The organism is Nonomuraea sp. NPDC003709, from assembly GCF_040610775.1.
Lineage (GTDB): Bacteria > Actinomycetota > Actinomycetes > Streptosporangiales > Streptosporangiaceae > Nonomuraea > Nonomuraea angiospora_A.
Genome location: NZ_JBEXMW010000007.1, coordinates 247,225 through 272,485, shown reverse-complemented (window position 1 = coordinate 272,485; position 25,261 = coordinate 247,225). Strand labels below are relative to the sequence as shown.

Sequence of the window (25,261 nt, the reverse complement as noted above, 5' to 3'; positions counted from 1 at the left end):
ACTCCACGAGGGATGGGGCCTCAGGATGAACAAGCACATCTTGATCGTCGGCGGCGGATACGTCGGCCTGTACACAGCGCTTCGGCTGCAGCGCAGACTCCAGCGTGAGCTGCGCGGCGGCGAGGCACGCATCACGATCATCGACCCCCAGTCCTACATGACCTACCAGCCCTTCTTGCCTGAGGCGGCGGCGGGTAACCTCTCGCCCCGGCACGTGGTGGCGCCGCTGCGGCGGATCCTGCCCAAGGTGCGGATCCTCAACGGCAGGGTCACCGAGGTCGACCACGCCGAGCGCACCGTCACGTTCCAGCCGCCCGAGGGCGCGCCGCGCCAGGTGGCCTACGACGTGATCGTGATGGCCGCCGGATCGATCTCGCGCACGCTGCCCATCCCAGGCCTCACCGACATCGGCATCGGCTTCAAGGCCGTGGGCGAGGCCATCGCCCTGCGCAACCGCGTGCTGCACCTGCTCGACGTGGCCGAGTCGACCGACGACCCGGAGGTGCGGCGCAAGGCGCTCACGTTCGTCGTGGTCGGGGCCGGGTTCGCGGGCGTCGAGGCGCTCGCGGAGCTCGAGGACATGGCCAAGGACTCGACGCGCTACTACCGCAACATCAAGCCGTCGGACCTCCGCTGGGTGCTCGTGGAGGCCTCGAACCGGGTGCTGCCCGAGGTCGGCCCCGAGATGGGCAAGTGGACCCTGGAGCAGCTGCGCGAGCGCGGCATCGACGTCAAGCTCGAGACCCGCCTGGAGTCCTGCACCGACGGGCACGTGATCCTCTCGGACGGCTCGGAGTTCGACGCGGAGACCCTCGTGTGGACCGCGGGCGTCAAGCCCAGCCCCGTGGTCAACGACAGCGGCCTGCCGCTCGACGAGCGCGGCCGGATCAAGTGCACCGCCATGCTCACCATCGCCGGCACGAACGACGCCTTCGCGGCGGGAGACGCCGCGGGGGTGCCCGACGTCACGAACCCCGGCCAGTACTGCGCCCCGAACGCCCAGCACGCCGTCCGCCAGGCCAAGGTGCTGGCCGACAACATCGTCCGCCACCTGCGTGGCCAGCAACTGGTCGAATACCGCCACAAGTATGTCGGATCGGTTGCCGGTTTGGGCCTGCATCAGGGCGTCGCCAATGTCTATGGCGTCAAGCTTCGCGGATTCCCTGCGTGGTTCATGCACCGGACCTACCATCTGTCGCGGGTGCCGACGCTGAACCGCAAGGTCCGTGTCGTCGTCGACTGGACCCTGGCCCTGTTCTTCAAGCGCGAGACGATCTCGCTGGGTGAGATGGAGCACCCACGTGAGGACTTCAGGGCCGCAGTCGCGACGACCCGTCGCTAGCCCAGGAACGGCAAGCGCCCCGGCGAACCTCGCCGGGGCGTATTCGGCACCCCTGGTCGCAAGCGGAAGGGGTAGCACGGATGGGGCTCTCAGCGGTGACCGTGCTCGGCGTCGACCGGCCCGGCGTGATCGCCGCGGTCACCGGTTCGCTCGCCGATTGCGGAGCGAACATCCAGGACTCGACGATGACGTTGCTCGGCGGTCACGTGGCGATGATGCTGCTGGTGTCGGGCGATCTGGACTCGGCCGAGCTGCTGAAGCGTCTGTGCGCGCCCGATCTCGTGGTGACCGCCTCCGCCATCGAGGCCCAGCGGCACTTCTGCGAGGAGGGCGGCGGTCTCGGTTACGTACTGACCGTGCACGGGCCCGACCGGCCCGGGATCATCTCGGCCATCAGCGCCGTGCTCGCCGCTGACCGGGGCAACATCACCGGGATGAGCACCAGGCTCACCGGCCGTCTCTACGTTCTGATCGCGGACGTCGAGCTACCGAAGGAGGTGGACGTGGCGGCGCTCATGCGCAGGCTGGCGGCCGTCGGCGCCGGACTCGACTCGGAGATCACCTTCCGCCCCGTCGAACCGGACCTGCTGTGAACGGGCAGGAGGACAGATGAACGGATGGGGCGGCGAGCCTTGGGGGGCGCCCGGCGGCCGTGATGTGCTCGGCGGCCGCGTGGGAACCCCGCGCGAGGTCCTCGGCGCCCCGCACCCGCTCCTGTCCGCCGCCGCCGAACCGGTCGACCCCACCGCCCCCGAGGTCGTGGCCGCCGCCGCCGATCTCCTGGCCACCCTCCGCCGGGAGACCGCCACGACCGGGCTGGCCGCCCCTCAGATCGGCCTGAGCTGGCGCCTGATCGCCTTTGATGCCGGACTCCACCCCAGGAGCCGTTCGTGGGCCGGAGAGCTCGTTCTGGCCAATCCACGCCTCGCCAGAGCGTCCCACTGGGACCCGGGGCGCGAGGGCTGCACGTCCATCACGGGGCTCACGGCAGATGTCCTCCGCGCCACCCGTATCACCGTACGTGGGCATTTGCCAGGTACGGGGGAGCCCGTCACCATCGAAGCGGACGCCTTCGAAGCCCGCTGCATTCAGCACCAACTCGACCATCTGGACGGTCTACTCTTCTTGGACAGAGTGCCTGGAGCCCTCTCACTTCACCGCAGACTTCACAGTTGTGACGCCTGATGCGAAGTTGTGCTCCTCTTAACCATGGTCTGTTTCGTATGATTGCGGCGCCCCCGTAGCCCAATGGCAGAGGCAAACCCCTTAAAAGGGTTGACGTGCGGGTTCGAATCCCGCCGGGGGCACTTGCCGTCTTCATCGCCTTTGGGTTCCTGACCTGGAGGTTTACCGCGATCGTCGGACGGGCCTGTTGCGGCCGATATCGAGTTGTTACGGTGTCGCGCCGCCTCCGGGCGCTTCGCCCCTGCTGGAAGGGGCTGTGGGCGACGACGCCGGACCGGTTGAGGCCGACGTGGAGCGGCCGAGTAAGCTCAGGTGGGCGTCGTTTACTTTTCGCCTTCGGCATATTGACAACGGGCTGTCTTTCTGCCTCTCCGGGCTTCTCCCGAACGTTTCTTTCTGTGAATGCTTGACTACGCCATTACTGCCGGTCTTTTCTCGTGGACGCACAGTAAATAGGACGCGCCGAGACCCTGGGGCCGGGGCTGCGGATGATCTTGAAGGGCGAGCTCGATGACCTTGGGAACTCTGGGCCGGGCACGTTCGTTGGGAAGCTGCCGAAGTCCCGAATGAACATCGATCTAACACGTCAGTTGACCAAGGTGTCGCCGCGCCCCGTAGGCTCGGCGTCACAGGAGGCAGCGATGGAGAGCAAGAACCCCGTTTTCAGCAGGTCGCGGCAGCAGTCCGCGGGCTGGGCCGGACCGTCCCCGTCCCCAGACCAGCTGCAGAACATGTACGACGCGCCGTCGTACGCGCAACCCACTCGGCCCGCGTACCGCACCATGACGCTAGACGACGTCGTCGTGCGCGGGTTTCTCACCCTCGGGGCTCTCGTCGCGGCCGCCGCCGCGGCCTGGGTCCTCAATGTCCCGCCAGTGGTCGCCATCGGCGCCGCGGTCGTCGCGCTGATCCTGGGGCTGATCGCCTCGTTCACGCAGAGCACCAACCCGGCGCTCATCCTGGGGTACGCCGTCTTCGAGGGCGTGTTCCTGGGCAAGATCAGCTCTGTCTTCGAGGGCATGATCAGCGGCATCGTGCTGCAGGCCGTGCTCGGCACGGCGTTCGCGTTCGGCGCGGTGCTGACGGTCTACTCGTTGCGGATCATCCGCGTCACACCCAAGCTCGTGAAGTTCGGCCTCGCGGCCGGCATCGCGGCGCTCGGGCTGCTGCTCGTCAACCTGGTCCTCGGCTTCTTCGTCGACGGCGGCCTCGGCCTGCGCACCGACAGCCCGATCGGCTGGGCGTTCAGCATCGTCATGATCCTGATCGGCTGCTTCTTCCTGCTGCTCGACTTCGACTCGATCGAGCAGGGCGTGCGGGAGGGGGCGCCGGAGAAGTTCGCCTGGCAGTGCGCGTTCGGTCTGACGCTGAGCCTCGTCTGGATCTACCTCGAGGTGCTGCGGTTCGTCAGCTATTTCACCAGTAGTGACTGATCGTTAACGTCTGCGTCACCCCCGAGGGCTCCGCCGTTCCGGCGGGGCCCTCTCCTTGTGTGACCGAAAATCTACGTGCCGTCACAAAATGATGCCTGGTTGGGGGCTTGCCATTCGGACGCTGGTGTTGCAGGGTCGAGCAAAGGACCCTTATTCGCGGAGGTGCCCATGTCCTTGAACCACTCACCGGAGACGCAGACAAAGCTGATCGCAAGAGTCCCGTCCATAACGGGGCGCGAACTCCCAGAGTGGTTCCAAGCCATCGACAACGGCCCGGCTTTCCTGAGGTGTGACGAGCGGGCCAACTGGCTTGCCGACGAGCACGGGCTATCCCACGGCTACGCTGCCGCGATCGTGCACGAACACGAGCGGCACCGCCGTAACCGCATGGGCTTCATCTAAGCCCATCCATCCTCGCGCCCGTGCCCCAGGCGCGGGCGCGTCCTCATGGCCGTCATCATGAGGAGATGGACCTCGACAAGGCACTCGCCTTCCTCCGCACCCACCACCGCGCCGTCCTGCTCACCAAGCGTCGCGACGGGCGCCCGCAGATGTCCCCGGTGACCGCCGGCGTCTCGGGCGGCCAGGTCATCGTCAGCACCCGCGAAACGGCCGCCAAGGTCCGCAACGCCCGCCGCGACCCGCACGTCTCGCTGTGCGTCTTCACGGACGGCTTCTACGGCGAATGGATCCAGGTGGACGGGACGGCCGACATCCAGTCGCTCCCGGACGCCATGGAGGGCCTGGTCTCGTACTATCGCGACATCTCCGGCGAGCACCCGGACTGGGACGACTACCGCGCCGCCATGACCCGCGAACGCCGCGTCCTCCTCCGCATCACCCCCCACCACGCCGGCCCGGACACCCACGGCTGACCACCTCCCCCGGCCACGGGAACGCTTGATCAGGTGCCCGGTCGGCGGGGCGGGGCGCGGTGATGCTCGGCGCTCAGGACGCGATGGCGGCCCACCGGATGGCGTACGGCGGTGGCGCCGCTGTGCGGCATGCGCGGGCGCTGCGGCGGGTCGTTTGGGCGCCGGGTCGGCGGAGCGTTGTGCGGTGGTGCTCGGCGCAAGAACGGGCGGTGGGCAAGGTGGGGGAACGTAACCGGGCAACCATGGGCTCGCGTAGCGGCGCTCAGCCGGTGAAGGGTCAGAGGCCGTTTCCCTGGAGGGCCCTGCTCATGGTCGCGCTCGCACGGGGCTCCGCTGGTCACGCAAGCTGCCGCTCTCCGCCCCAGGCTCGCCGCTCCGTCAGCCGGAGTGCGGCGGGTGGTTGCCCGGGCAGCGCGTAAAAAATGGATGGGAAGTGGTCAGAGGCGTTCGAGGATCATGGCCATGCCCTGGCCGCCGCCCACGCACATCGTCTCGAGCCCGATGCTCTTGTCGTGGTGCTGCAGGCTGTTGATCAGCGTGGACGTGATCCGCGCCCCCGTCATCCCGAACGGGTGCCCCACCGCGATCGCCCCGCCGTTGACGTTGAGCCGGTCCAGCGGGATCCCCAGATCCCGGTAGGACGGGATCACCTGGGCGGCGAACGCCTCGTTGATCTCCACGAGGTCGACGTCCTCGATCGCCATCCCCGCCCGCGAGAGCGCCTGCTTCGAGGCCTCCACCGGCCCCAGCCCCATGATCTCCGGGGACAGCCCGGTGACCCCGGTCGAGACGATCCGGGCCAGCGGCGTGATCCCGAGCTCGGCGGCCTTGACGTCGCTCATCACGATCACGGCCGCCGCCCCGTCGTTCAGCGGGCAGCAGTTGCCGGCGGTCACGGTCCCGTCGGGCCGGAAGACCGGCTGGAGGGTGGAGACCTTCTCGTACGTCGTCCCCGCCCGAGGCCCGTCGTCCTTCTCCACCACCGTCCCGTCCGGCAGCGTCACCGGCGTGATGTCCTTGGCCCAGAACCCGTCGGCCAGCGCCTTCTCGGCCAGGTTCTGCGAGCGCACCCCGAACTCGTCCTGCTCCTGGCGGGTGACCCCCTTGAGCTGGGCGAGGTTCTCGGCGGTCTGCCCCATCGCGATGTAGATGTCAGGGACGACGCCGTCCTCGCGCGGGTCGTGCCACACCTTCCCGCCCTCGGCGAAGGACTTGGTACGTGACAGGGCGTCCAGGAAGACGGGGTTGTGCGTGTCGGGCAGCGAGTCGGAGTTGCCCTTCGTGAACCGGGACACGGTCTCCACCCCGGCCGACACGAACACGTCCCCCTCGCCCGCCTTGATCGCGTGGAAGGCCATCCGCGTGGTCTGCAGCGACGAGGAGCAGTAGCGCGTCACGGTCGTGCCGGGCACGTTGTCCAGCCCGAGCATCACCGACACCACCCGGGCCATGTTGAACCCCTGCTCGCCCCCGGGCAGCCCGCACCCCAGCATGATGTCGTCGATGGACGAGGGATCGAGCTGGGGCACCTTGGCCAGCGCCGCCTGGATCATCTGCACGGTCAGGTCGTCGGGGCGGATCTCCTGGAGCGAGCCCTTGAAGGCCCGGCCGATCGGGGAACGCGCGGTCGCGACGATGACTGCCTCGGGCATGGCCCCTCCTTTGTCGGGTGCTACAGATAGAACTATATTCCGGTCCTATCCGTACATGCCGGGCGCGGTGGAGGTTTGGTCGTTGATGGCGTGGATGGCCCCCTGCTCGTCGCGCCACAGCCGCCACCCGTCCTGGCTGCCGGTGAACCAGGGAGGCGGCACGACCGCACCCTTGACCTGCTTGCCGGTGGCGAGGTCGTACTCGCAGACGGCGGCCGTCGAGTAGAAGCCCGGCGCCTGCCCGCGCAGCGGCAGCGGCTTGGGGTCGGTCACGCAGAAGGACCAGCCGTGCTGCTCCTCCACCGGCACCGGCTTGCCCGAGACCAGGTCGAACGCCGTGCCCTTCGCGTCGTGCTTGAGGAAGCCCAGCTTGTCCATCCGGTCGGGGAAGGCCAGCCACCAGCCGGACCCGGGCACGTCGGCCGCGGTGACCTGCCCGACCACCCGCCCGCTCTCCGAGTCCAGCCGGGCGAAGCCGCCGTAGGCCCCCTGGCGGTCGACGGGGCGTACGACGGGGGCGTAGCCGGGGCTGCCGCTCGGATAGACGCGTACGACCGAGGGCCGCATCCAGTTGATCGTCCCGTTGGCGATCTTGACGGAGAAGAGGCCGAAGGCGGAGACCTTCTTCGTCTGGGGGTTCGTGTAGGGGGCGACGTAGCCGACCAGATTGTCACCGGTCGCCCCGAACGCCCACCCGCCCGACATGTCGATCCCCGGGCCGAGCGCCTGCTCGATCGGCTGCTGCCACTGCAGCTTGCCGGTCTTGAGCTCGTACGACTCGATCATGGGGCTGGCGGCCAGCCTGAGCAGCAGGACCCGGCTCGGGTCCGACCACTCCACCTCGGAGATCCCCGGCAGCTTCCACAGGGTCTTCCCGGTGGCCGGGTCGAGCACCACCATGCGGGCCTTGGCCAGGGCCGTGTGCTCCGACACGCAGACGTACGGCCCGCACCGCTGCGGCCCGAACGTCGAGTGCACCGGCCTGCTCCACTTCTGCGCCCCCGAGCGGGCGTCGCGGGCGATGAGCGTGGCGTTCCAGTGGCCGCTCTTGGCCGGGTCGAGCGCGACGACCACGCCCTGGCCCGGGGACGTCTCGACGACCGCCGGGGCCGAGACGCCCATGCCGGGCAGGCGGCCGGCGATCGTGGCCGGGTAGGACCACAGCCGCTTGCCGTCCCGCAGGCCGACGGCGACGGTCTCCAGCGAGCCGTCGGGCTTCATGGAGGTGGCGGCGACGACCCCGCCCGCCACCGCCATCCGGCTGACGGCGTTGACCTGGGTGTTCTGCCAGGTCGGGAAGTTCGGGGTGGTGGCCGCGTCGCTGCCGGAGCAGGCGGCCGCGGAGAGGACTCCGACGAGGGTTCCGGCGAGGGCGACGGTCGGTTTCCAGAGGGGTCGCTGCACGGGCAATCCACTCCAAAGGGGACGAGGAGTGGCGACGCGGGCGCGCAGAGTAACCGACACTGGCACTCGGCGGGCCTTGACGGGGGACGTCAGGCGTCGTCGAGCGTCTCGCCGAGCCGGGACGTCAGACGCCGGGCGTCATTGAACGTCTCGCCGAGCCGTCGGCGGAACAACGTCGCCCACTTTCCGTGCAGGCCCGTCGCCCGTCCGTCGACCCGGGTCGCGGTGACCTCGGTGCCGGGCTCCTCCGCGGCCGTAGCCGCCGCAAGGTAGATCGGTTGTAGTGCTTCGCCGCGTGCGGGGCGCGGCTCAGGCCACAGCCCCAACGCAGCGCACACTGACGGTAGCACCGCGTAAGCGGCCTGCGCGTAACCTCGGGCAGATGGATGGAAACGATCCGGTCCGAACATTTCTGCCGGATTTGTTGCGAACTCGGGGCCCAGGAGGTCGGCGAACGCCACCGTACGGCCGCCCGCGTCCACCACCGCCACCGTCTGCGCCGCGGCGAGCTGGCGGCTCCACCGCCGCGCCACCCAGCGCAGCGGCTGCCCGATCGGCCGCACCGTGCCGAGGTCGGGACAGGTGCCCACGACCACCTCGACCCCCGCGTCCCGCAACCGCCGCACGGCTTTGGCCAGATGGCGTACGGCGACGGCGGGCGGCGTCTGCGTGATGATGTCGTTGGCCCCCACGAAGATCACCGCGATGTCGGTCTCCATGGCCAGGGCCTTGTCCACCTGGTCGCCCAGCTCGGACGAGGGCGAGCCCGACTTGCCGACGACGAGCAGGTGTACCGGGCGTTCGGCGACCGAGGCCAGGCCGTGCGCGAGCAGCGCGCCGGGCGTCTGGGCGGGGTCGGTCATGCCGAGCCCGACCGACGTGGAGTCGCCGAGCATGGCGATCTTGAGCGGCTCGCCGGGAAAGTCGCCGTACGTGCCGTCGGAAGGCGGCCCGTCCAGGCCGTGCGGCTGCCCGATGGCCCGGCGCGCGAGCAGCCCTTCGGCGACCAGCAGCCCGTACGCCGTCGCGCCGAGGGCCGTGAGCCCGCCACCTCCGAGCGCCGCGGCCGTGGCGATCTTGCGTGCCGCGCGCGCCATACCAGCTGGCCAGACCACCGTACGTGCCCTCCTAGTCGAACTCAGCGGTAGCGTTTGCTTGAAAACTAGCCGAGTGCCGGCCACCCCCACTGGATCTCGGCCACTGGCAAGCTGACCAAGCTTCGGTAAAGAAGGTGAACACCGCGGTGCGCGTTTACGATTCCCTGGTTGATCTCATGGGGAACACTCCGCTCGTCCGGCTGCACAAAGTCAACGCGGGGTTGTCCGCGCAGGTGCTGGCCAAGGTCGAGTACTTCAACCCGGGCGGCTCGGTCAAGGACCGCATCGCCGTACGGATGATCGAGGCCGCGGAGGCGTCCGGCGAGCTGCGTCCGGGAGGCGTGATCGTCGAGCCGACCTCCGGTAACACGGGGGTTGGCCTGGCGATCGTGGCCCAGCAGAAGGGTTACCGGTGCCTGTTCGTGGTGCCGGACAAGGTGGCCCAGGACAAGATCTCGGTCCTGCGGGCCTATGGGGCCGAGGTCGTGGTCTGCCCGACCGCCGTCTCGCCCGACCATCCCGACTCGTACTACTCGGTCTCCGACCGGCTGGCCCGCGAGGTGCCGAACGCCTGGAAGCCCGACCAGTACTCCAACGTCAACAACCCCGACTCCCACTACCACTCGACGGGTCCGGAGATCTGGGAGCAGACCGAGGGCCGGATCACCCACTTCGTCGCGGGCATCGGCACCGGCGGCACCATCAGCGGCACCGGCCGCTATCTCAAGGAGGTCTCCGGCGGCCGCGTGAAGATCATCGGAGCCGACCCGGAGGGCTCGGTCTACTCCGGCGGCAGCGGCCGGCCGTACCTGGTGGAAGGGGTGGGCGAGGACATCTGGCCCGCCACGTACGACACCAAGATCTGCGACGAGATCATCGCGGTGTCCGACAAGGACTCCTTCACCATGACCCGCAGGCTCGCCCGCGAGGAGGGACTGCTGGTTGGTGGCTCCTGCGGGATGGCTGTCGTGGCGGCGCTGCGGGTGGCGGCCACGGCCGCGCCCGACGACGTGATCGTCGTGCTGCTCCCCGACGGCGGGCGCGGCTACCTGTCCAAGATCTTCAACGACGACTGGATGGCCGACTACGGCTTCCTGACCACGTCGTCCGAGGAGGGGCTGGTCGCCGACGTGCTGGCGCGGAAGGGAGCGGGGCTGCCGGAGTTCGTGCACGCGCATCCGCACGAGTCGGTGGGCACGGCCATCTCGATCATGCGGGAATACTCGGTGTCCCAGCTCCCGGTGATGAAGGAGGAGCCGCCGGTCATGGCGGCCGAGGTGGTCGGCTCCATCGTCGAACGCGACCTCCTCGAAGCCCTCTACCACGGCAGACTCTCCTCCGACGACCAGATCGGTGATCACATGTCGGCGCCACTACCCATGATCGGCAGTGGTGAACCTGTGGCCCGTGCGGTCGAAGCGCTGGAGAAGGCCGATGCGGCCGTTGTGCTGGAAGACGGCAAGCCCTCGGGCATGATCACCCGCCAGGACCTGCTCGCCTTCCTCGCGAATCACTAGGGCTTTCTGATCGACTCGATCACGGTGCCGAGCCCCTCGTGGCCCCGGCCCTCGGCGTCGGCGCGCTCGAACAACGCCTTGAGCGCGCCCGGGACCGTGGTCTCCAGCCCGGCGTCGGCCAGCGCCTCCACGGCGTGGCCGATGCCGACGGCCTGCATGTGCAGGGAGTTCAGCTCGCCCGGATACTTCCCGGCCGCGAACTCCTCGGCCAGGATCTTGGCGTACCCCATGGGTCCGTCACCGCCCAGCTGGGTGAACAGGTCCCGGGCGAACGGCAGGAACTCCGCCGGCGCGGTGCCCGCCGTGCGCAGCATCGCCATGGCGTGCATGAAGCTGGTCAGGCTCGACCAGAAGATCAGGAGCTGGGCCTGGTAGTACATCATCGCCAGCGCCCGGTCCGCCCCGACGTAGGTGACCTCGCTCAGCGCCTCCAGCGTCCCGGCGTGCCGGTCGAGGACGTCCTTGGGGCCGCTGTAGAAGGTGTACGCGCCCGGCTGCCCGATCCCCGGCGGCGGCACCATGATGCCCGCCGTGATCAGCGTGCCGCCGCGCTCCTCCACCCACCGGGCCGCTCGGCGCAGCGCCTCCGGGGTGTCGGAGCTGAGGTTGACCACCACCTTCCCGTCCAGCCTGGCGTCGCCGAAGCTGTCGTACATCGCCTGGTAGCTGATCTGGCTGACCACCAGCAGCTCGCCGTCCGCCGCGCTCGCCGCCTGCCTGGCGCCCTGGGCGACCAGCGGCGCCGTCCTGCTCGCCGTACGGTTCCAGACCGCCACCTCGTGTCCGGCGGCCAGGAACGTCTCGGCCATCTTCGAGCCCATCGGGCCCATTCCCACGACTGTCACTTGACTCATGCCCGACACCCTCGGACACGCCGCTACGGAAATCCTTCGGCCCCGCCACGGGTTGAGTACTGACGTGGTGCGATTCGGGGTGCTGGGACCGCTGGAGGTCCGGGCCGAGGACGGCAGGCCCGTCCCGGTGGCCGAGCCCAAAGTACGCGCGCTCCTGGCCGACCTGCTGGCGCACGGGGGCGGGCCGGTCTCGGCGGGCCGGCTGATCGACGACCTCTGGGGCGCCGCGACCGGCCGCAACCCGGTCGGCACCCTCCAGGCCCGCGTCTCCCAGCTGCGCCGGGCCCTCGGCGACCCCGGCCTGGTCGTGCACGGGCCCGCCGGATACCGGCTGGCCGCCCACGATTGCGACGCCGGGCGATTCCGTTCCCTCGTGGAGCGCCGGTCCCCTGATCCGCGCACGCGCGCGGCCGAGCTGGAGCAGGCGCTGGCGCTGTGGCGCGGGCCCGCGTACGCCGACTTCGCCGACGCCGCCTTCGCGCTCCCGGAGGCCGCGCGCCTGGAGGAGACGCGCCTCGCGGCCCTGGAGGAGCAGGCGGAGGTACGCCTGGAGCTGGGCCGGCCCGTGGACCTTGGCGACCTGGTGGCCCGCCACCCGCTGCGCGAACGGCTGGTCGCCGCCCACATGACGGCGCTCTACCGGGGCGGGCGGCAGAGCGAGGCCCTGGCCGCCTACGAGGGCCTGCGCAGGCGGCTGGGGGAGGACCTGGGGCTCGACCCGTCACCGGCGCTGGCCGATCTCCACCAGGCCATCCTGCGCCAGGACCCCGGCCTGACGCCGGCCTCCTCGGTGGCGCCCGCCACCAACCTGCCCGCGCCGCTCACCGACCTGGTCGGCCGGGAGGGGGAGCTGGCCGACGTCCGTGCGCTGCTCGCCGCCTCCCGCCTGGTGACCCTCACCGGGCCGGGCGGCGTCGGCAAGACCAGGCTCGCCCTGGCCGCCGCCGCCGACGCGGGGCCGGACTTCCCCGACGGGGTGTGGCTGGCCGAACTGGCGGGGGCGGCCGAGCCCGCCGAGGCGGTCGCGGCCGTGCTCGGCGTGCGGGACGACGACGCCGCCCCGCTCGCGCCCAGGCTGGCAGGAGCGCTGGCGGGCAAGCGCATGCTGCTCGTCCTCGACAACTGCGAGCACCTGGTGGAGCAGGCGGCCGAGCTGGCCGCCGCCCTCCTGCGCACCGCCCCGGGGCTGCGCGTGCTGGCCACGAGCCAGGAGCCGCTGGGTGTGACGGGCGAGTCCGTACGCGCGGTGCCGCCCCTGCCCGAACCCGAGGCCGTACGGCTCTTCACGGCCCGGGCGAACGTCCCGCCGAGCGAGACCGTGGCCACCATCTGCCGACGCCTCGACGGCATCCCGCTGGCGCTCGAACTGGCCGCCACCCGTGTACGCGCCCTCGGGGTGCGGGAGCTGGCCGACCGGCTGGACGACCGGTTCAGGCTGCTCAGCGCGGGCATGCGGGACGCGCCGGCGCGGCAGCGCACGCTCCGGGCGATGATCGACTGGAGCTGGGAGCTGCTGAGCGAACCAGAGCGCGTCGTGCTGCGGCGGCTGGCCGTGCACGCCGACGGGTGCACGCTGGACGCGGCCGAGGAGGTGTGCGCCGAGCCCGGCGTGGACGTGCTCGACACCGTGGCCAGGCTGGTCGACCGGTCGCTGGTGGTGCGCGTGGCCGGGCCGCGCTACCGGCTGCTGGAGTCCGTGACGGCGTACTGCGTGGAGCGGCTGCGCGAGGCGGGCGAGTACGACGCGATCAGGGAGCGCCACGCCCGCCACTACACGGCCCTGGCCGAACGGGCGGACCTCAAGGGGCCCGGGCAGCGGGAATGGCTCGCCCGGCTCGACGCCGAGAGCGCCAACCTCCGGCTCGCCCTCGCGGGGCCGGAGCCGCTGCGTCTGGTCAACGCCCTGGCCTGGTACTGGTTCCTGCGCGGCCGCCTGCGCGAGGCCCGCCGCTCCCTGTCGGTGGCACTGTCGGCGGTCCTGGGGACGCCCGCCGCCTCCGGAGCGGAGGGGGCGCGGGCGTCGGCCTGGCTGGCCGGGATCGAGTCGCTGATCGGCGAGCCCGGCTCGCCGATCCGGCGGGCCGAGCTCGACCCGGCGGGCGCGGCGCTGGCCGACTGGTTCCCGAGCCATGCCGGGTGGGCCTACGGCGACCGGCGAGCGCACGAGGCGGCGGCGGAGCGAGCGCTGGCGGTGTACCGGGAGCTGGGCGATCGGTGGGGTGAGGCGGCGGCGCTCTGCCTGCGCGGGAAGCTCGCCGTCGTCCGGGGCGACCTGGCGGCCATGGAACGGGACGGCGAACGGGGCCTGGCGGTCTTCAGGGAGCTCGGGGACGGGTGGGGGCAGATCGAGGCCATGGACGTGCTCGACCGGGCGGCGGAGATCCGCGGCGACTACGCCAGGGCGGCCCGGCTGCGGGAGGAAGGGCTGCGGCTGGCGGAGGAACTGGGGTTCGAGGTGTCGTTCAAGGTGGCTTCCCTGGGCCGGATCGCGATGTTGTCCGGTGACTACGAGCGGGCCGACGATTACCACGAGCGGGCCAGGCGGCTGGCGGTCGAGCAGTCGCACAAGTCCGCGGAGGAACACGCCGTGGTCGGCCTGGCCCTGAGCGCCCGGCGGCAGGGCAGGTACGAGGAGGCGGAGTCGTACCTGCTGCCCTTGCTCGACTGGCTGCGGAGGGTGCGGGGGACGCCCGGGATCGCGTTCATCATGGCGGAGCTGGGCTTCGCGGCCGAGCAGCGCGGAGCCGCGGCGCTCGCGCTGGCCAGGCATCGCGAGGGGTACGAGGCCGCGCGGGAGACCGGCGATCCCCGGGCGATCGCGCTGGCGTTGGAGGGCCTGGCCGGAGCCCTGTCGATCGACCAGGAGCTCGGGCCGGCGTCGATCGACCAGGAGAGTGGGCCGGCGGAGGCGGCCAGGCTGCTCGGGGCGGCCACGGCCATGCGGCGGGAGGTGGGGGCGCCCCTGCCGGTGGGCGAGCGGCTGGACGTGGAGCGGATCGGCGGGCGGCTGCGGGCCGTCCTGGGCGGCGAGGCGTTCGAGCGGGCCCTACGGGAGGGGGAACTCGGCGACCACCTCCCAGGCACCCTCGGCGGACGGGCCCGCGTAGAGCCTGCCGCCCAGCGCCTCCACCCGCTCGGCCATCCCGACCAGCCCGAACCCGCCGCCGAGGCGCGACACCTTCGGATCTGACCCCGACCCGAAGTTCCGCACCCGCAGCACCACCACCCTCTCGAAGCGCCGCAGACCCGCCTCGACCCAGGCGGTACGGGAGGCGTGCTTGCGGATGTTGGTCAGCGACTCCTGGAGCACCCGGTGCAGGGTCGTCATGACCTCGGGCGGCAGCGTGCGATCGTCCAGCCCCTGCCCGATCTCGAACGCCACCTTCGGCCCTTCGGCGGAGAACCGCTCGGTCAGCATCCGCAGGTCGGCCAGCGTGACGCCGGGTTTGCGGGCCGCGTCGTCCTCGGTGCGCAGCACCGTGACCATGCGCCGCATCGAGGTCAGCGCCTCGGACCCGGCCGTGGCGATCGCGTCGAGCGCGGGCGCCACCGCCTCCGGCTTGGTCTCGGCGACCGTACGCGCGGCCTGGGCCTGGACCACGATGCCCGTGATGTAGTGGGCGACCAGGTCGTGCAGCTCCCTGGCGAGTTCGAGGCGTTCGGCCCGCCGTACCGAATAGACGGCCTCCGTGCGGCGCTCCTGCTGGAAGCGGAGGTAACCGCCGACCCCGGCCGCCGTCGACCACCCCGCGAACAGCAGGAACGAGAACGCCAGCCCCGAGTCGTTGTACTTGCGCCCGACGGCCTCGGCCAGCAGCACGGTCAGGCCCACGCACGCGAGCACGGCCGCCCGCCGCACCGGCTCCACGTGCCGCAGCACGCCGATGATCAGGACGAGCAGCGATCCCGTCTCCGCCATCCCGGGCGCGCCCCGCAGCTCGGTGCTGCCGATGACGATCGACACGCTGAACGACAGGGCCAGCATGATGCTGAACCCCTCGATCCGGTAGCGGCGCCGCAGCACCACGGCCGCGATGCCGGCCGCGCCGCAGAACGGCACGAGCCACTGGACGCCTCCGGTGAGGCCCGCCAGCACGAGGTCGAGCATCAGCATCATGCCCAGCCAGCCGATCATCGCGATCTCGCTCAGCCGCCGGATCCAGTACACGATGCGCTTGCTCTCCACCACGGCCTCGAGCCTAGGCCGGAAGTCGGACATCTCGTATCAGCCGTTCGGCCGAGACGGGTGGCCGGAGACCAGTCCTTCAGCGGAGGCGGGAGCCATGGGGTGTCGCCGATGCTGGGAGATGTCGGAAGGGGACAGGAAATGGTTGCCATCGGATTCGTGCTGCTGGGTCTCGGGCTGCTGGTGGGGGTGCTGCTCGCGCTGGCCGACCCGGTGCTGCTCTCCCGCATCAACGGGGAGCCCGCGGAAGGCGGCAGCGGCCGGTTCATCGAGGCGGATGTCGTACGGCTCCGGCCTCGCTCGGAGGGCCACGAGTCCAGGGCGGCCTGAGGACCTGGCTCGCGCGGGCATGGTGCGCGAGCCATCGCGGGGCCGTTGGGGGACGGTGCCCGCGAGCGGCCCGCGATCCGGAGGGGACGGATCGCGGGCCGACTTCCATTAACGTGGCGGGTATGAGCAACGGTTTTGAGACGCTGGCCATCCACGCAGGTCAGGAGCCAGACCCCACGACGGGTGCGGTGGTGCCGCCGATTTACGCGACCTCCACCTACAAGCAGGACGGCGTGGGCGGTCTGCGTTCCGGATATGAGTACAGCCGTTCGGCCAACCCCACCAGGACCGCGCTCGAAGAGGCGCTGGCGGCGGTGGAGAGCGGCGTGCGCGGGCTCGCGTTCGCCTCTGGGCTGGCCGCCGAGGACACCCTGCTGCGCACGGTGTGCAAGCCGCAGGATCACGTCGTCATCCCGAACGACGCGTACGGCGGGACGTACCGGCTGTTCGCCAAGGTTCACCAGCGCTGGGACCTGCACTACGACCCGGTCCCGCTGCACGACCTCGACGCCGTCGCCGCGGCGATGACGCAGAAGACCAAGATCGTATGGGTCGAGACGCCCACCAACCCGTTGCTCGGCATCGCCGACATCGCCGGGCTGGCGCAGCTGGCCCACGACAACGGGGCGCTGCTGGTGGTGGACAACACGTTCGCGTCACCGTACCTGCAGCAGCCGCTCCAGCTGGGCGCGGACGTCGTCGTGCACTCGACCACCAAGTACGTGGGCGGGCACTCCGACGTGGTCGGCGGGGCGCTGGTGACCGTCGACCGCGGCCTCGGGGAGGAGCTGGCCTACCACCAGAACGCGATGGGCGCGGTGGCCGGGCCGTTCGACGCGTGGCTGACGCTGCGCGGGCTCAAGACCCTGGGCGTACGCATGGACCGCCACTGCGACAACGCCGAACGCGTCGTCGACCTGCTGCTCGCGCACCCGCGGGTGACCCAGGTCCTCTACCCGGGGCTGTCCGAGCACACGGGGCACGAGGTGGCGGCCAAGCAGATGCGGCGGTTCGGGGGCATGGTGTCGTTCCGCGTCGCCGGGGGCGAGGCGGAGGCCGTGGAGGTGTGCAACCGGGCGAAGCTCTTCACGCTCGGGGAGTCCCTGGGCGGGGTGGAGTCGCTGATCGAGCACCCGGGCAGGATGACGCACGCCTCGGTGGCCGGATCGGCGCTGGAGGTGCCCGCCGACCTGGTGCGGCTGTCGGTCGGCATCGAGACCATCGACGACCTGCTCGCCGACCTCACCCAGGCGCTCGCCTGAACGGCTGCCCGGGCCTCTGGCCAGGCACCCGCTCGCCTGAACGGCTGCCCGGCCTCTAGCCGGGCACCACCATCAGGAACAGGATCACCAGCCAGATCACGGACACGAGCCCGCTGATCGCGGCGATCCTCCCGATCTGCACCTTCGCGTCGTCCTCGGGGCTCTCGCTGGAGAGCGCCCGCAGGGCGGTGCGCAGGTCGCGGTCGATGATGACGAGCAGCACGGCGGCCACGATGAACAGCGTCATCGAGGCCGTCATGTACCACTTGCCGAGCAGCCCGCCGCCGAGCACCGCGCCGAGCGCCACCCCGAACGCGAACACGCCCAGGGTGCCGAGGCTGTAGATCCTCGTCATGCGCTGGATGATCTGCAGCGCGGGCACGTTCTTGTTGCGGATGACGCGCGGCGCGGTCATCGTCGCGGCGGTGACCGGGCCGATGGTGAAGATCGCGAAGGCGATGTGCAGCCAGAGAAGCAGGGACGACATGCCCGAGAGACTAGTCCCCGGTGATCTCGGCAGCGGACTCGACACTCTCTTTGCTCTTTTCGGAGCACCACATGATCATTTCTGTGGCCGCGACGGCGACGACCATCAGGACGATGAGTAGAACCGTGGCTATCATGGGCACCCCTCCTTCCCCGTATCTGACGTAAATATCGTCCGTAATGACTAGACGGCTGTGCAACGGAATAAGTTCGGCGCGGGTATGGTTGGTCACTGTCATTTTTTCTTACTGTTAGGGCACAAGGGGGTGCCGTCCGTGGCCATCAGGCATGTCAAGCCGTACTCCGACGAGTGGCTGCAGCAGCCGACGAGCTATGTGCGGCAGGTCATCGGCGTACTGGGACCTGAGGTGGCGGACTGGTGGGAGGGCCCCTGCGATCCGCGTGACGCGACGCTGAAGCTCGCGGACGGGGCCGTCCTGGTCTGGGACGAGGAGAGCGGCTGGCGGCTGGGCACGTTCGTCTCGGGCGGCCGTGGGGCCCACACCGAGCTGACCGGCATCCGCTACCTGGGCCACGGCCTCCTCCCCAAACCGGAACGCGTCCCCTCGGCCCTCAGCGACGCCAGGGCGGGAGTCGGCGCCAGCTCGGCCTGGCGGCCCTGCTACCGATCCCACCGCAACTGCCACGACGGCTTCGACGTGGCCCTCGACTTCTACTCCCGCCTCATCGACGCCTGACCCTCAACCGCGCGGGCCTTCGCGGGGTGGACGCGCTTCGCGCGGATGCGGCTACGGGCTCCTCTTACGGGGGAGCCAAGCTCCCCCGGACCCCCTTGCCGGGGTCTCCCGACCCCCGGCGGTCGGCCGGTTACCGTCGGGTCGTGGCGTCATCCTGGAAGCGCGCCACGTTCGATGCCGGCCTGGTGGGTAAGGCCGCTCTCCCACCCGTTGACCGATTGGGTGGTTAACCTGCTGGAGCCCGCCCTAGCGGCTGAGCAGGCACGTCGCCGGCCGTCTGGACAACGGCGAGGTCGGATTGCGGAGGTGTCGGCGTACCCTTTGGCGTGCCGTGAGTACAGGTAACCGGGCTCTGACGCTGATCTTGTGACGTGGCCATCGGGCGATAGCCGGCTCAGGAGGCTCCCGCATTCTGCCGTGCGGCCAGGAAGTCAATGAGTTCGGCCTGTTGCTCGCTGTTGAAGGCACGTTTGGGGAGGAATGCCGCGAGCTGCCTGTTCACGAAGAACAGCCAGAACTCTGGAGTTGTCACGACTTGTCCGAACATAGACCACTGCATCGTGGTGCTGTACTGCTCGGTTCGGCACTCGTACCCTTCGCTGGTCACCCGAATCGTCGTAGGCACGCACATGTAGGCGAGCTGTCGCGCGGCGAGCCGGCGGATCGCCCGGGTCGCCGCGAAGGGAGCCGCGACCGCTGCGACGAGCATGCCCACACCCACGAAGACGGCATCGGCCCAGATGCAAGCGAGTCCTGCCACGACCAGGACCGAGGGAAGGAAACGATAGACCGCGGTGAGCTGCCGTTTGAGACCTTGGCGTAGCGCCCGCGCCACTTCGTCGGGAGCGGGTTCATAGCTGATCGTGAAGTCCACCAGTACTCCTTCGCCTGAGCTGCCGATCATCATTCACTGACCAGCACCACGTCGCAAACCCTCACGCCTGGTCAGCGAGGAGCCGTTCCAGGTCACAAGATCAGCGACAGAGCCCGTTTACCTGGGCGCGCCACGACGGAGCCGCCCGGGACCCACGACGGAGCCGCCCCCGAGACCCGAGGCGGCGCCGTGGTGACCACACCAGCCCTCCTTGTCGTAAGATCAGGCGACTTCATGAGGGTGGTAGGGCTGTGGACATCCGTGTGCTGGGCCCGCTGGAGGTCGTCGGCGACGACGGGCGGTCGTGTCAGATCGGCTCGCTGAAGATGCGGGCGCTGGTGTGCGGGCTGGTGCTGGCGGAGGGCCGGCCGGTGGCCCCGAGTGCGTTGATCGACCGGTTGTGGGGCGAGGAGCCGCCGGCCGAGGCGATGGCGTCGCTGCACTCGTACGTGTCCAACCTGCGCCGCCTGCTGGAGCCCGGACGCCGGGCCAGGGCGCAGAGCCGGTTGCTGACGTTCGGGCCGGTGGGTTACACGCTGGCGATCGATCCGGAGCAGGTGGACTCGACGCGGTTCCTGCGCCTGGTCGGGCAGGCCGAGCAGGCGACCGAGCCCGCCGAGGCGGAGCGGCTGGCGGGCGAGGCGCTGGCGCTGTGGCGCGGCGAGCCGTACCAGGAGCTGGACGACCAGGCGTACGTGACCGCCGTCAGGGCGCGGCTCACCGAGGCCCGGGAGCGGGCCCGCGAGCTGCGGGTGAGCGCGGTCATCCAGCAGGATCGCCACGGCGAGTTGCTGGGCGAGCTGGAGGCCCTGACCTACGAGCACCCGCTGCGCGAGCGGCTGTGGGCGTTGCGGGCGCTGGCGCTCTACCGGAGCGGTCGCCAGGGCGAGGCCCTGGAGACGCTGCGCACGGCCCGCCGGATCCTGGCCGAGGAGCTCGGCATCGACCCGGGCGAGGAGTTGCGCGCGCTGGAACGCGACATCCTCGACCAAGCCCCGGCCCTGTTCCCCCACCGGCCGCCGCAGCCGCCCGAGCCGCAGGTGGCCGAGAGAGGGATCACAGGTCGGCAGGAGGAGCTGGCCGCGCTGGACGGGCTGCTGGAAGCGGCGGCGGCGGGCCGGACGGGGTTCTCGCTGATCACCGGGGAGCCGGGGATCGGCAAGACGCGGCTGGCCGAGGAGCTGGTGAGCCGGGCCCGTGCCAGGGGTTTCACGGTCGCGGTGGGGCGGTGCGCGGCGACGGAGGGCGCGCCGGCGTTCTGGCCGTGGGTGACGGTGCTGGAGCGGCTGGCCGACACGCTGCCGCCGCTGCCCGCCGACGTACGCGCGAACCTGCCCGGAGTCGGCTCCGCGACCGGGACCGACCCCGAGGGCGCGAGGTTCCGCACCTACGGAGCGGCGGCACAGGCGCTGACCGCGGGCCGGCGGCCGGTGCTGGTGGTGCTGGACGACCTGCACTGGGCGGACCGGTCCTCGCTGCGGCTGCTGAGCTACCTGGCCGAGTACGTGCTGGACGGCAGGCTGGCCGTGGTGGGCACGGCACGCGACTGGCCGCCGCCGGAGGGCGCGCTGGCCGAGGCGTTCGAGGCGCTGTCGCGCCGGCAGGCGGTACGGCTGCCGCTGTCCGGCCTTTCGCCGTCCGACCTGGCCGAGCTGACCCCGGCGGGCACGGACGTGTGGGCGATCAGGGACCGTACGAACGGCAACCCGTTCTTCGTCACGGAGCTGATGCGTTACCTGGAAGCCGGATCGCCGGGCCGCGGCACGCTGCCGCTGGGCGTGCGGGACGTCGTGCTCGGCCGGGTGAACCGGTTGCCCGAGCCGTCCGCCGAGTTGTTGCGGGTGGCGGCGGTGGCCGGGCGGGAGTTCGACGTGACGATCGTGGCCGAGGCCGCCGGGCTCGACCTGGACGCGGCGCTGGACCGGCTGGAGCCCGCCATGGCCGCCGCCCTGGTCGCGGAGGGGCGGCCCGGGCGGTTCCGGTTCGTGCACGCGCTGGTGCAGGAGGCGCTCACCGAGGTGGTGCCGGTGCTGCGGCGGGCCCGGCTGCACGCCGCCGTGGCCGCCGCGATCGAGACGCGTACCGGCGGCTCCGCCTCCGACCGGCTGGCCGCCGCGGCCCATCACTGGTTCGAGGCGATTCCCGCGGGCCACACCGCGCGTGCCTGGCGGGCGGCGTGGCGGGCGGCGGAGGAGGCCAAACGGCTGCGCGCGTACGACGTGGCCGTCGAACTGCTGGAGCGGGCCGGCCAGGTGGCCGAGGACGACCCCGAGCTGGGCCCGGCCGAGCGGATGGACCTGCTGTTCGCGCTGGCCGAGGCCAGGTTCGGGGCGGGTGACTCGGTGGGGCAGGAGGCCGAGCTGACGCGGCTGCGCCGCCTGGCCAAGCAGGAGGGCGACCGGCGGCGCTGGATCGAGGCCGCGACCGGGTACGGCGGCCGCATCCTGCAACCCTGGAAGGTCTACGGCGACTACGACGCCGATCTGCTGGCGGACCTGACGGAGCTGGCCGCCGACGAAGGGCTGGAACCGTCGGCCCGGGCCCGGGTGCTGGCCTGCCTGGCGCTCCAGGCGTACTACCAGCCGGGGTGCGACCCCGTGGAGCGGGACCGGTTGAGCGCCGAGGCGGCGCGGCTGGCCCGCCAGGAGAACGACGCGACGCTGCTGGGCCGGGTGCTGTTCGCCCGCTACTACGCGCTGCTCGACCCGGATTCGGTGCGTCAGCGGCTGGAGGCGGGGGAGGAGATGGCCCGCGCCGGGCTGGAGGCGGGCGACGACGAGCTGCGCACGATCGGGCTCACCTGCCAGGGCGGCACGCTGCTGGAGCTGTGCCGGGTGCCGGAGGCCCTGGACGTGCTGGCCGAGGCGGAGCGGCTGATCGGCCGTACGCACATGCCGTACCTGCGCATCATCCTGGCCTGGCTGCGGCTGGGCCTCCTCGTCAACCGCGGCGACCTGGAGGCGGCCGAGTCGCTGCTCGCGGACACCGCCGCCGAGCAGCACGCCACCTCGATGTGGGGCGTGGAGTCCACCACGGCCGGCGCCACGTACCAGGTCGCGCTCATGCGCCTGCGCCGCGGGGCGGCGGACGCGGTGCCGCCACCGGGGGATATCTCGCACGACCAGCTCGACCAGTTCAACCGGGACGGGCTCGCCCACCACCTGATGGTCAGCGGCCGGCTGGAGGAGGCACGGCAGGTGCTCGGGCCGTGGGAGCGGCAAGCACCGATCCCGCGCACGTTCGTCTACCTGTTCTGGCTGGTCGTCCGCTGCGAGCTCTGGGCGGGGCTGGGCGACCGGCAGGCCTGCGCCGACCTGTACGAGGAGGCGTCCCCGTACGCCGACCGCATGGGGATCGCCGGGCTGAGCATGCTGATGTGGCCGGTCAGCCGGTCGCTGGCGCAACTGGCCGAGGCACTGGGCGATGCTGAGGCGGCGCGGCGGCATGCCGAGCACGCCGAGAGCGTGGAGCGCGAGCTGGCTCACCCCCACAGGTAGGCCGTGCGCCGCCGGTAGCTACCGCCGGCCAAGGTGTTGAGCAGCACCATCGGCCGGGGCGAGGTCCTGCGCAGATGAGCCTCGACATCGGGCGGCAGCTCGGAGGTGATCCAGCCGACCAGCGTGATCAGCTTGCGGAAACCGTACTGCTTCATGATCGTCTTGTGCCCCTCCGCGTCCTCCTCCGGGGTGATGTGGGCCATCATCAGCGGGATCCCGTCGGTCTCCTCGTGCGCCAGGTGCGCGCCGAGCGTGTCGGCCAGCGCGCGCAGGGCGGTCATGAGCCGCTCGCGCCGCTCCTCGGACGGGCCGGCGTCGAACGCCTGGAAGGCGTCGGTGCTCTCGCGGATCCAGTGGTCGCATGCCTCGTGCTCGGCCTCCAGCGCGTCGATCGTGCCGACCGCCTGCGGCGCCCGCTCCCGCAGCCGCGGCCAGACCGTCTCGTCCTCGGCGGTGTGGTGGTGGTGCAGCACGAACAGCACCCACGCGTGGTGCTCGCGCAGGGCGGTGATGCGCCGGCGGTCGCCGAGGCGGACCCGGCCGATCGCGGTGATCAGGTGGCCGAGGTCGCGGCGGAAGCCGTAGTGCGCCAGGTACATGTTGGTCATGTCGAGCGGCCCCGGCGCTGCGGCGGCCTGACCGGGCAGCGTGATCTGCGGCACGTTCGGGTGTGCGGCGGTGCGCATTGTCGTGCTCCTTCTGGTTTGTCAGGGTGCCGTCATCGTGGCCTCCCGGTCTTGGGCGGTTCTTGAAGGCCGATCTCAAGAACGGCCCAAGACACCGTCATTAGCGTGCGCGGGCATGACCCTCACGCTCCCCACCACGACGTTCCGGAGCTCCGTGGTGTGCGCCTACACCTCGCTCACCCGCGACGGGCGGCCCATCACCTGGCCCGTCACCCCGTACACCGGGTCCCGCGGCACCATCGACGTCAGCACCGGCCTGACCTATCCCGACAAAGCCGAGCGGGCGCGCCGCGATCCGCGTGTCGCGCTGCTGTTCGAGGGCGATCCGGTGGTGCTGGTGCAGGGCCGCGCCACCGTCCGCGACGCCGACCTGCAGGCCAACACCGACCGGTACGTCCGCGAGTCCCAGGCCAAGATCCCGGACGCCTTCGCTGGGCTGCCGTGGTTCCTGGTCAAGCGCCTGACCTGGTACTTCGCGCGGATCTACATCGAGGTGACCCCTGAGCGGATCACCTGGTGGCCGGGCGGCGACCTGACCCGCGACCCGCTGACCTGGACCTGCCCGCCCGGCACCACGGCCCCCGCCTCGGACCCGGCCCCGCCGGGTTCCCGCCTGCCCGGCCGCTCCGCGCCGCCCGCCGACTGGCGCCCGTATGCCCGCCGGGCCCGCGACCTGGGCCGGCCGATCGTGTCCACGGTGGCGGACGGCCGGCCTGTGACCGTGCCCGCGCGCGCCTTCACCCGCACCACGACCGGGTACGAGCTGGATCTGCCTTCCGGCGTGGCCGCCGTGCCCGGGCCGGTCTGCCTGACCTTCCACCGGCACGATTCCGGCATGCGCTGGCAGGAGAACGTCGTGCTGCTCGGCACCGCCGCCGTCCACGGCGACGGCCGGCTCACCGTCGCGATCGACCGCGCGCTGCCCGACTGGAGCCTGCCCGAGGACCGCCGCCTGCGGACCCGCTCCTTTCTCGGCCGCGGCAGGCAGCTGCGGCGCCGGCTCCGGGCCGAGGCCGCCCGCCGCGCCCAGCCGGCGCCGAAAGTCCGCCTGCGGGCGGATCATTCGTAGCGCGCCCGGCGCCGTGGTGCGTGGCCAAGCTGCCACCAAGCCCTTACCAAGGCCGGGGTCAAGCGCTCGCCAAGAGCGAATTCCTATGTTCGTCCATGCGACCACGACGGACGACAGGCCGTTCCGAACGGAACGCGTCGCGCCGGCAACTCGGCGCAGAGACTCGACCACGGCAAGGAGAAACATGCGAATCACTAAATCCGCGCAGATCGTCGCGGCGGTCACGCTGGCCACGGCGGGATTGGTGAGCGTCACCGGTCCGGCCTGGGCCGGCGCGGCCTACGAAGAGTTCCAGAGCGGTAAGAGCCTCGGCGCGCAGACCAGTGGGTACGTGCCGGTGAAGTGCCCGTCCACGCTGCCGTACATCGTCGGGGTCGCCGGCGAGACGACGATCAGCTCAGAGGCGGACGCGCAGCACACGAGCCTCACCAAATTCGAGATCGACGACGCCAACCGGTCGGTGAAGGTCTACTTCTCCAATACGCAGTCGTTCGCGGATGCGGCCCATCACCCGATCGACGTCTCGCTTACGGTCACGCTGACCTGCTCGACCGAGAAACCGGCACAGCCGCCTGTGCCGATGGTCAAGCAGCGGGTGGATGTGAACCCTCTTGGAACAATGGGAACCTTCATCCTGTGCCCGCCGAGTCATCCCAAGCTCAGGAACGCCATAGAGACCCATGAGCCCGGGCTGGTGAATGTGGGACTCTCGGACACTCCGGGAAGTCCTGGTGCCTCTGCCAGCTGGCGCAACGATGACGCCCTCTACTACAGACGAGGTGTGCTTCACGCGTACTGCACGACGTGACGAGGC

At 70.9% G+C, this 25,261-nt stretch carries 22 protein-coding genes, 1 tRNA gene and 1 pseudogene; 15 read left to right on the top strand and 9 right to left on the bottom strand.

Annotated features, from left to right (window positions below; genetic code table 11):
• Positions 1 to 25: 25 nt before the first annotated feature.
• From ABZX61_RS23085 to ABZX61_RS23055, 7 genes are all read left to right on the top strand, one after another.
• On the top strand, positions 26 to 1,342 hold the full coding sequence (locus ABZX61_RS23085) for an NAD(P)/FAD-dependent oxidoreductase (protein ID WP_355197395.1): 1,317 nt from the start codon (positions 26 to 28) through the stop codon (positions 1,340 to 1,342).
• An 80-nt stretch (positions 1,343 to 1,422) separates the two neighbouring features.
• The gene (locus ABZX61_RS23080) at positions 1,423 to 1,935 is read left to right on the top strand and encodes an ACT domain-containing protein (RefSeq protein WP_350725772.1); all 513 of its coding nucleotides are present in this window, start codon (positions 1,423 to 1,425) and stop codon (positions 1,933 to 1,935) included.
• 16 nt (positions 1,936 to 1,951) lie between these two features.
• Positions 1,952 to 2,527 (top strand): peptide deformylase, encoded by a 576-nt coding sequence (locus tag ABZX61_RS23075; protein ID WP_350725770.1) that lies wholly within the window; start codon positions 1,952 to 1,954, stop codon positions 2,525 to 2,527.
• 49 nt (positions 2,528 to 2,576) lie between these two features.
• A tRNA-Leu gene (locus tag ABZX61_RS23070) sits at positions 2,577 to 2,649 on the top strand.
• A gap of 519 nt (positions 2,650 to 3,168) precedes the next feature.
• Positions 3,169 to 3,960, top strand: a complete 792-nt coding sequence (locus ABZX61_RS23065) for a Bax inhibitor-1/YccA family protein (RefSeq protein ID WP_355197393.1) — start codon at positions 3,169 to 3,171, stop codon at positions 3,958 to 3,960.
• A 168-nt stretch (positions 3,961 to 4,128) separates the two neighbouring features.
• Positions 4,129 to 4,362 carry a DUF4287 domain-containing protein gene (locus tag ABZX61_RS23060; RefSeq protein ID WP_185068609.1) on the top strand — a complete coding sequence of 78 codons (234 nt, stop codon included), beginning with the start codon at positions 4,129 to 4,131 and terminating at the stop codon, positions 4,360 to 4,362.
• A 65-nt stretch (positions 4,363 to 4,427) separates the two neighbouring features.
• Entirely contained in the window at positions 4,428 to 4,835 is a 408-nt protein-coding gene (locus ABZX61_RS23055) for a PPOX class F420-dependent oxidoreductase (RefSeq protein ID WP_350725766.1), read from the top strand.
• A 437-nt stretch (positions 4,836 to 5,272) separates the two neighbouring features.
• On the opposite strand, the gene ABZX61_RS23050 is transcribed toward ABZX61_RS23055, so the two are convergent.
• The 3 genes from ABZX61_RS23050 to ABZX61_RS23040 form a co-directional block, all read right to left on the bottom strand.
• Complete coding sequence (locus tag ABZX61_RS23050) at positions 5,273 to 6,487, bottom strand: acetyl-CoA C-acetyltransferase (RefSeq protein WP_355197391.1); 1,215 nt, start codon at positions 6,485 to 6,487, stop codon at positions 5,273 to 5,275.
• Positions 6,488 to 6,532: 45 nt separating this feature from the next.
• Positions 6,533 to 7,891 carry a PQQ-binding-like beta-propeller repeat protein gene (locus tag ABZX61_RS23045; protein WP_350725763.1) on the bottom strand — a complete coding sequence of 453 codons (1,359 nt, stop codon included), beginning with the start codon at positions 7,889 to 7,891 and terminating at the stop codon, positions 6,533 to 6,535.
• Between the two features lie 89 nt (positions 7,892 to 7,980).
• On the bottom strand, positions 7,981 to 8,988 hold the full coding sequence (locus tag ABZX61_RS23040) for an SGNH/GDSL hydrolase family protein (RefSeq protein ID WP_355197389.1): 1,008 nt from the start codon (positions 8,986 to 8,988) through the stop codon (positions 7,981 to 7,983).
• Positions 8,989 to 9,134: 146 nt separating this feature from the next.
• Here ABZX61_RS23040 and ABZX61_RS23035 point away from each other — a divergent pair, with 146 nt between their 5' ends.
• Positions 9,135 to 10,505 carry a cystathionine beta-synthase gene (locus ABZX61_RS23035; protein WP_350725759.1) on the top strand — a complete coding sequence of 457 codons (1,371 nt, stop codon included), beginning with the start codon at positions 9,135 to 9,137 and terminating at the stop codon, positions 10,503 to 10,505.
• Here the strand turns inward: ABZX61_RS23035 and ABZX61_RS23030 are convergent.
• Entirely contained in the window at positions 10,502 to 11,359 is an 858-nt protein-coding gene (locus tag ABZX61_RS23030) for an NAD(P)-binding domain-containing protein (protein ID WP_355197387.1), read from the bottom strand. The genes ABZX61_RS23035 and ABZX61_RS23030 overlap by 4 nt on opposite strands.
• A gap of 64 nt (positions 11,360 to 11,423) precedes the next feature.
• Here ABZX61_RS23030 and ABZX61_RS23025 point away from each other — a divergent pair, with 64 nt between their 5' ends.
• Positions 11,424 to 14,549, top strand: coding sequence for a BTAD domain-containing putative transcriptional regulator (locus ABZX61_RS23025; protein WP_355197385.1), 3,126 nt, complete (start codon positions 11,424 to 11,426; stop codon positions 14,547 to 14,549).
• Here ABZX61_RS23025 and ABZX61_RS23020 read toward each other — a convergent pair.
• A pseudogene (locus tag ABZX61_RS23020) lies at positions 14,472 to 15,278 on the bottom strand (histidine kinase); the annotation flags it as partial. The gene ABZX61_RS23025 and the pseudogene ABZX61_RS23020 sit on opposite strands and share 78 nt — an antisense overlap.
• 408 nt (positions 15,279 to 15,686) lie before the next feature.
• Between ABZX61_RS23020 and ABZX61_RS23015 the strand changes: the two are divergent.
• Both ABZX61_RS23015 and ABZX61_RS23010 read left to right on the top strand, forming a co-directional pair.
• Positions 15,687 to 15,875 (top strand): hypothetical protein, encoded by a 189-nt coding sequence (locus ABZX61_RS23015; protein WP_350725753.1) that lies wholly within the window; start codon positions 15,687 to 15,689, stop codon positions 15,873 to 15,875.
• 122 nt (positions 15,876 to 15,997) lie between these two features.
• Complete coding sequence (locus ABZX61_RS23010) at positions 15,998 to 17,137, top strand: cystathionine gamma-synthase (protein ID WP_355197383.1); 1,140 nt, start codon at positions 15,998 to 16,000, stop codon at positions 17,135 to 17,137.
• 55 nt (positions 17,138 to 17,192) lie between these two features.
• Here ABZX61_RS23010 and ABZX61_RS23005 read toward each other — a convergent pair whose 3' ends face one another.
• Positions 17,193 to 17,624 (bottom strand): hypothetical protein, encoded by a 432-nt coding sequence (locus tag ABZX61_RS23005; protein ID WP_350725749.1) that lies wholly within the window; start codon positions 17,622 to 17,624, stop codon positions 17,193 to 17,195.
• A gap of 10 nt (positions 17,625 to 17,634) precedes the next feature.
• Positions 17,635 to 17,862 carry a hypothetical protein gene (locus ABZX61_RS23000; protein ID WP_355197381.1) on the bottom strand — a complete coding sequence of 76 codons (228 nt, stop codon included), beginning with the start codon at positions 17,860 to 17,862 and terminating at the stop codon, positions 17,635 to 17,637.
• Positions 17,863 to 17,898: 36 nt separating this feature from the next.
• Between ABZX61_RS23000 and ABZX61_RS22995 the strand changes: the two genes are divergently transcribed.
• Positions 17,899 to 18,321, top strand: a complete 423-nt coding sequence (locus tag ABZX61_RS22995; protein WP_350725745.1) for a DUF6292 family protein — start codon at positions 17,899 to 17,901, stop codon at positions 18,319 to 18,321.
• A gap of 394 nt (positions 18,322 to 18,715) precedes the next feature.
• Here the strand turns inward: ABZX61_RS22995 and ABZX61_RS22990 are convergent, their stop codons facing one another.
• Positions 18,716 to 19,195 (bottom strand): YcxB family protein, encoded by a 480-nt coding sequence (locus tag ABZX61_RS22990; protein WP_355197379.1) that lies wholly within the window; start codon positions 19,193 to 19,195, stop codon positions 18,716 to 18,718.
• A 251-nt stretch (positions 19,196 to 19,446) separates the two neighbouring features.
• Here ABZX61_RS22990 and ABZX61_RS22985 point away from each other — a divergent pair, with 251 nt between their 5' ends.
• Complete coding sequence (locus ABZX61_RS22985) at positions 19,447 to 22,692, top strand: BTAD domain-containing putative transcriptional regulator (protein ID WP_355197377.1); 3,246 nt, start codon at positions 19,447 to 19,449, stop codon at positions 22,690 to 22,692.
• On the opposite strand, the gene ABZX61_RS22980 is transcribed toward ABZX61_RS22985, so the two are convergent.
• Entirely contained in the window at positions 22,677 to 23,378 is a 702-nt protein-coding gene (locus tag ABZX61_RS22980) for a hemerythrin domain-containing protein (RefSeq protein ID WP_355197375.1), read from the bottom strand. The two genes, ABZX61_RS22985 and ABZX61_RS22980, sit on opposite strands and share 16 nt — an antisense overlap.
• Positions 23,379 to 23,493: 115 nt before the next feature.
• Between ABZX61_RS22980 and ABZX61_RS22975 the strand changes: the two genes are divergently transcribed.
• Both ABZX61_RS22975 and ABZX61_RS22970 read left to right on the top strand, forming a co-directional pair.
• On the top strand, positions 23,494 to 24,447 hold the full coding sequence (locus ABZX61_RS22975) for a hypothetical protein (protein ID WP_355197373.1): 954 nt from the start codon (positions 23,494 to 23,496) through the stop codon (positions 24,445 to 24,447).
• 184 nt (positions 24,448 to 24,631) lie between these two features.
• Positions 24,632 to 25,255 (top strand): hypothetical protein, encoded by a 624-nt coding sequence (locus tag ABZX61_RS22970; protein WP_355197371.1) that lies wholly within the window; start codon positions 24,632 to 24,634, stop codon positions 25,253 to 25,255.
• Positions 25,256 to 25,261 lie beyond the last annotated feature (6 nt).

Coding starts and splice junctions, on each gene's coding strand:
- ABZX61_RS23010 (WP_355197383.1), top strand. CDS start 15,998: ATGAGCAACGGTTTTGAGACGCTGGCCATCCACGCAGGTCAGGAGCCA.
- ABZX61_RS23065 (WP_355197393.1), top strand. CDS start 3,169: ATGGAGAGCAAGAACCCCGTTTTCAGCAGGTCGCGGCAGCAGTCCGCG.
- ABZX61_RS23005 (WP_350725749.1), bottom strand. CDS start 17,624: ATGTCGTCCCTGCTTCTCTGGCTGCACATCGCCTTCGCGATCTTCACC.
- ABZX61_RS23040 (WP_355197389.1), bottom strand. CDS start 8,988: ATGGCGCGCGCGGCACGCAAGATCGCCACGGCCGCGGCGCTCGGAGGT.
- ABZX61_RS23050 (WP_355197391.1), bottom strand. CDS start 6,487: ATGCCCGAGGCAGTCATCGTCGCGACCGCGCGTTCCCCGATCGGCCGG.
- ABZX61_RS23060 (WP_185068609.1), top strand. CDS start 4,129: ATGTCCTTGAACCACTCACCGGAGACGCAGACAAAGCTGATCGCAAGA.
- ABZX61_RS23030 (WP_355197387.1), bottom strand. CDS start 11,359: ATGAGTCAAGTGACAGTCGTGGGAATGGGCCCGATGGGCTCGAAGATG.
- ABZX61_RS23055 (WP_350725766.1), top strand. CDS start 4,428: ATGGACCTCGACAAGGCACTCGCCTTCCTCCGCACCCACCACCGCGCC.
- ABZX61_RS23080 (WP_350725772.1), top strand. CDS start 1,423: ATGGGGCTCTCAGCGGTGACCGTGCTCGGCGTCGACCGGCCCGGCGTG.
- ABZX61_RS22970 (WP_355197371.1), top strand. CDS start 24,632: ATGCGAATCACTAAATCCGCGCAGATCGTCGCGGCGGTCACGCTGGCC.
- ABZX61_RS22980 (WP_355197375.1), bottom strand. CDS start 23,378: ATGCGCACCGCCGCACACCCGAACGTGCCGCAGATCACGCTGCCCGGT.
- ABZX61_RS22975 (WP_355197373.1), top strand. CDS start 23,494: ATGACCCTCACGCTCCCCACCACGACGTTCCGGAGCTCCGTGGTGTGC.
- ABZX61_RS23015 (WP_350725753.1), top strand. CDS start 15,687: ATGGTTGCCATCGGATTCGTGCTGCTGGGTCTCGGGCTGCTGGTGGGG.
- ABZX61_RS23075 (WP_350725770.1), top strand. CDS start 1,952: ATGAACGGATGGGGCGGCGAGCCTTGGGGGGCGCCCGGCGGCCGTGAT.
- ABZX61_RS23085 (WP_355197395.1), top strand. CDS start 26: ATGAACAAGCACATCTTGATCGTCGGCGGCGGATACGTCGGCCTGTAC.
- ABZX61_RS23000 (WP_355197381.1), bottom strand. CDS start 17,862: ATGACAGTGACCAACCATACCCGCGCCGAACTTATTCCGTTGCACAGC.